This window comes from Paractinoplanes hotanensis (genome assembly GCF_023717965.1).
GTDB classification, from domain to species: domain Bacteria; phylum Actinomycetota; class Actinomycetes; order Mycobacteriales; family Micromonosporaceae; genus Actinoplanes; species Actinoplanes polyasparticus.
On the sequence record NZ_JAMQOL010000071.1, the window covers coordinates 1 to 4,768 of the forward strand.

Genomic DNA, 4,768 nt, shown 5'->3' on the forward strand with positions numbered 1-4,768 from the left:
ACTTCACCGTCAGTTGCTCTTGAATCTCCACCATCACGCCCATAACAGATCAACGGACCACAATCCGTCAAGCTACGTGTTATTTCTCGGCGAGCCCTTAGTAGGGCAGTTCGATCGGGGCGATGCCCGGGTAGGCGTCGCCCGGGCCCGGATTCGTGACCGGGCTGCGGCCGCCCAGGTGCCGCATGATTCCCCACACCGCGTTCAGCGCCGTGGTCACCGCTCCCTCGGCGAAGCCGCCGGTCCACGACACGTCGTCCCCGGCCAGGAAGACACCCCGCTGCTCGGGGGGCAGCTTCTCTTGCATGAAATGGGTGAACAGGCGGCGCTGGTAGCGGTAGTGGCCGGGCAGGTTGCCCTTGAACGCGCCCATGAAATGCGGCTCCGTCTCCCAGGTGACGGCGATCGGCGCCGCGATGATCCGGTTGTGGATGTCCACTCCCGGATAGATGCGCCGCAGGTGCCGCAGCATGACCTCGAGGCGTTCGGCCGGCGGCAGCACGGCCGCCTTGAGCGAGTCGTCGTTCCACGTGTATGACAGGCACATCACGCCCGGCGCGTCCGGTCCCTCGTCGAACAGGTAGACCCCGCGCGGCGACCGGTCGGTCAGCGTCATGCCCATCACCGGCCGCCCGGTCCGCTCGTCGGGTTCGCCCCAGAACGGCCGGTCGACCAGCGCGAACAGCTTGGAGGCGCCCATGTAGTGGGTGCGCTCGATCGCGGTCCAGACGTCGGTCGGGAAGAGCCGCTCGTCCGTGTCGATGCGGGACAACAACAGGCGTACCTGGGGAGTGAGCACGGCCGCGGCGAACTCGCCCGCGCCGTCGGCGGTCTCGACCCGGATCCAGCCGCGATGGCGGGCGATCCGGGTGGCCGCCGGGCGCGGGCCGTCCGGGTGCAGGCTCGACAGTGACGTGCCGGCCGGCCAGAACGGCATCCGGCCCGGCTGGTGCCGCCACAGGCGCAACGGCAGCTGCTGAGCCCCGCCGATCAGCGCTGTGTGACCGTCGTCGGCGCCCGTGTAGACGACTCGCAAGATCTCGAGCATCGAGTTGGGGAAGTCGGTGTCCCAGCCGCCGGAGCCGAAGCCGACCTGGCCGAAGATCTCGCGGTGCCGGAACGAGGCGAAGGCCGGGGTGGAAGACAGGAAGCCGTAGAAGGACTGGTCGTCCAGCAATGGCACGAGCCGGTTCCACAGCGCCTTGATGGTCGGGATGTCCCGGTGGCGGATGGCGGCGTCCATCGCGGCCAGGTCGGCCCCCTCCTCCAGCACCTTGTTCCAGGCGTCGCTGACCTCCTGATACACCGGCGGCAGGTCGTCGCTGCTGCGGCCGACGTGCTGTTCGCCGTTGATGTCGAGCAGCGTGTGGGGTGTGGCCGGGGCGAGGGGGTTGGGGAACGGCCGGGTGCGCAGGCCGACCGCGTCGATGTAGTGGAACAGGGTGGTGGCCGAGGGCGGGAACCGCATGGCGCCCAGCTCGGCCACCGGGCCGGTGTGACCGGGGAAGGTGGCGGTGCGCATCCGGCCGCCCAGTTGTTCGGCCTCGAACACCACCGGGCGCAGGCCCAGGCGCATCAGCTCGTACGCGGCGACCAGTCCAGAGATGCCCCCGCCGACAACCGCGACCGCGGTGCCGTGCTGATCGCCCGGGACCGCGCCCAGCCCGTCGGGGTGGCCGAGCCACCGGTCGTAGCCGAACGGGAAGTCCGGGCCGAACATGGTGATCGGCGGGGCCTCGACGATGGCGGTCATCAGGTGCTCCCGTACAGCTCGGGCCGGCGGTCGGTCAGGTAGGGGGTCGCCCGGCGGGCCGCGGCCAGCGCGGCCGGGTCGACGTCGGCCAGGACGAGGCGCTCTCCCTCGCCGGCCTCGGCCCGGGGCCGGCCGTCGGGGCCGTGCACGGCGCTCAGGCCGCAGTAGCCCTCGGGTTCGGCGCTGTGCCAGTTGACGTACGCGACGAAGAGCTGACTCTCGAACGCACGGGCCGGCACGATCGTGCGGGCGACGAACTGCCACGGGCGCACCAGAGCGGTCGGCGCCACGAGCAGCTGTGTGCCGGCCAGCGCGTGGGCCCGTACGGTCTCGGGGAACTCGACGTCGTAGCAGATAACCAGGCCGACCGTGAGCGGGCCCAGGGCGGCCTGCACGACCAGCCGGTCGCCGGGCGCGTAGACCGAGCGGTCGATGTCGGAGTAGAGGTGGGTCTTGCGGTAGCGGGCTGCGACCGCGCCGCCGGCGTCGACGAGCTGGACGCTGTTGTAGACGGTGTCGCCGTCGCGCTCGGGCCAGCCGTAGACGATGGCCAAGCCGGCGCGGCGGGCGACGGCGCGGACGCCGTCGGCCAGCGGGCCGTCGGGCGGCTCGGCGACCTCGTCGGTGCGGGCCTTGCCCAGGTGGTAGCCGGTGGCCGACATCTCGGGGGTCACCAGCAGGGTCGCGCCGCCGTCGGCCGCGGTCGAGGCCGCCGTCGCGAGCCGGTCGAGGAATTCGTCGCGCTGGGAACGGCCGGCGACCCATTCGGGTTGCCAGCAGGCGATGCGCGTCACCGCGGTTTCCGAAACATTCACCGGTCGTTCTTCCCCGCAATTCTCGCAGGCGCTGACACGTGACGCGGAAATTGCTACCGGCGGCCGGTTGACGGGGCAACCCCTATCGACCTCGTATTTGTCGACAATGGGAAGCCGCCTATGCTGGCCGCGTGGACAGCCTCCGACCTCCCCGCCATCGGCTCGACCGCCGGGCCCTGGGCTGGTGGACCGTGCAGGCTGCCGTGTTCGCGCTGCCGCCGGTCGCGGTGCTGGCCCTGCTGACCGCGCTGATCCCGCCCGCGCGCACCTGGCTCGGCCTAAGCCTCGGCGTCGTCGCTGCCATCGGGCTGACGTACGTGCTGGTCATGCCGACCTGGCGCTACCGGGTGCACCGGTGGGAGGCCACCGACGGTCTCGTCTACGCGGTGTCCGGCTGGTTCTGGCAACGCTCCCGGATCGCGCCGGTCGAACGTATCCAGACCGTCGACACCTCCAGCGGGCCCCTGCAGCGGATGTTCGGGCTGGCCGGGCTCGTGGTGACCACGGCCTCGGCCGCTGGGCCGGTGCGCGTCCAGGGGCTCGACCGTTCGCTGGCCGCCGAACTGGCCGAGACGCTGGCCGCGCGGGCGCAGGCCGTGCCCGGGGACGGGCAGTGACCTCCGCCGGCTGGCGGCGGCTCGACCGGCGGATGGTACTGGTCAGCGGCGCCTGGCTGTTCCCGCCGCTCGGCTCGACATTGCTCACGCTGCTGCTCACCGGGGGCCGGCTGGATCTGGCCGCGATCATCACGCTGGGGTCGATCGCGCTGACCTTCGTGATCGTCGCGGGCGCCTTCGCCGTACGGTTCCTGACCACCCGCTTCCGCATCGGCGACGACCGCGTCGAGCTGCACAGCGGCGCAGTGTTCCGGCAGCAGCGCTCGGTGCGCCGCGACCGGATCCGCAGCGTCGACGTCACCGCCAGCCCGCTGCACCGGGTGCTCGGGCTGCGCGTGGTGCGGATCAGCTCAGGCGAGCACGCCGGCGGAGAACGCCGGCAGGTCGTGCTCGACGGCATCTCCCTGGCCGAGGCCGAAGACCTGCGGCGTCGGCTGACACCGGGTGACGCGGGCTCGACCGAGCCGATCGCCACGGCGCGGTGGGGCCGGCTGCGGTACGCGCCGCTGACCGTGTGGGGCGTGGCCGGCGTCGGGATCGTGGTCGGCGGCTTCTTCCGGCTGATCGACTCGCTCAGCATCAATCCGGCCGACATCGGCTTCCTGCGGGCCATCTGGGACGGGTTGACCGCGTTGCCGCTGTGGTCCGCGATCGTCGTGCCGGTGCTGATCGTCCTCGCCCTGGGCGTGCTGACCTCGCTGACCACCTTCGTCGAGACGTGGTGGGACTACCGGCTGGAACCGGCGGGCGAGGACGCCGTCCGGCTGCGGCGCGGGCTGTTCAGCACGCGGGTGGTCTGGCTCGAACGGCAGCGGCTGCGCGGGGTCCAGATCGCCGAGCCAGTGCCGCTGCGCTGGGCCCGCGGCGCCCGCCTGAACGCCATCGCGGTCGGGCTGGGCGCCTCCGACGACCGGTCCACCTCGACCAAGAGCGCGCTGCTGCCACCGGCCTCGATGATGGAGGCCCGGCAGGTCGCTGCGGCAGTTCTCGGTGAAGCGCCGGGCTTCCTCGACGGACTGACCCTGGCTCCGGCGCCGCGGGCCGCGCTGCGCCGCCGGCTCACCTGGGCCCTGGCCGCGGTCGTGCTGGTCGAGACGCCGCTGGTGATCCTCGGCGTCACGGTGACGACGGTGCTGCTCCAGATCGCCTGGCTGCTCGGTATCGTGCTGCTGCCGGTGGCGCTGGCCGCCGCGGTGGACGCCTACCGCAGCCTCGGCTCCGGACTGTACGGCGGCTATCTGGTCACCCGCTACGGCACATACTCCCGGCGGACCGTCCTGCTCGACCGGTCGCGCATTCTCGCCTGGAGCATCAACCAGTCGGTCGCTCAGCGCCGGGCCGGCATCGCCACCTTCGTCGCGATGGTAGGGGCCGGGCGCGGTGGCTACAAAATTCGTGACGTGGCCCTGGCCGAGGGTCTCGCCCTCGCCCGCGCGGCCACCCCGGAAATGTTCGCGGAATTAGCGGAAATTGCGCCGGAAAGCGTAGGGGTGCGGTAGGGGATCCCCGTTCGTTTCGCCCTGGATAGCGTCGCCGAATAGTTTGGCCTCTCGCTGTTCTTTCGCCGAAATGGTGGGCGCGAA

At 71.6% G+C, this 4,768-nt stretch carries 4 protein-coding genes; 2 read left to right on the forward strand and 2 right to left on the reverse strand.

The genetic code is table 11. The features are described 5' to 3' along the window. Positions 1–97 precede the first annotated feature (97 nt). Together LXN57_RS42000 and LXN57_RS42005 are read right to left on the reverse strand one after the other, a co-directional pair. On the reverse strand, positions 98–1,753 hold the full coding sequence (locus LXN57_RS42000) for a flavin monoamine oxidase family protein (protein WP_251803893.1): 1,656 nt from the start codon (positions 1,751–1,753) through the stop codon (positions 98–100). Continuing rightward, complete coding sequence (locus LXN57_RS42005) at positions 1,753–2,568, reverse strand: carbon-nitrogen hydrolase family protein (protein ID WP_251803894.1); 816 nt, start codon at positions 2,566–2,568, stop codon at positions 1,753–1,755. The genes LXN57_RS42000 and LXN57_RS42005 overlap by 1 nt, the downstream gene beginning before the upstream one ends. A gap of 131 nt (positions 2,569–2,699) precedes the next feature. Between LXN57_RS42005 and LXN57_RS42010 the strand changes: the two genes are divergently transcribed. Both LXN57_RS42010 and LXN57_RS42015 read left to right on the forward strand, forming a co-directional pair. Next, positions 2,700–3,185, forward strand: a complete 486-nt coding sequence (locus LXN57_RS42010) for a PH domain-containing protein (protein ID WP_251803895.1) — start codon at positions 2,700–2,702, stop codon at positions 3,183–3,185. Next, entirely contained in the window at positions 3,182–4,684 is a 1,503-nt protein-coding gene (locus LXN57_RS42015) for a PH domain-containing protein (protein WP_251803896.1), read from the forward strand. The genes LXN57_RS42010 and LXN57_RS42015 overlap by 4 nt, the downstream gene beginning before the upstream one ends. Positions 4,685–4,768 lie beyond the last annotated feature (84 nt).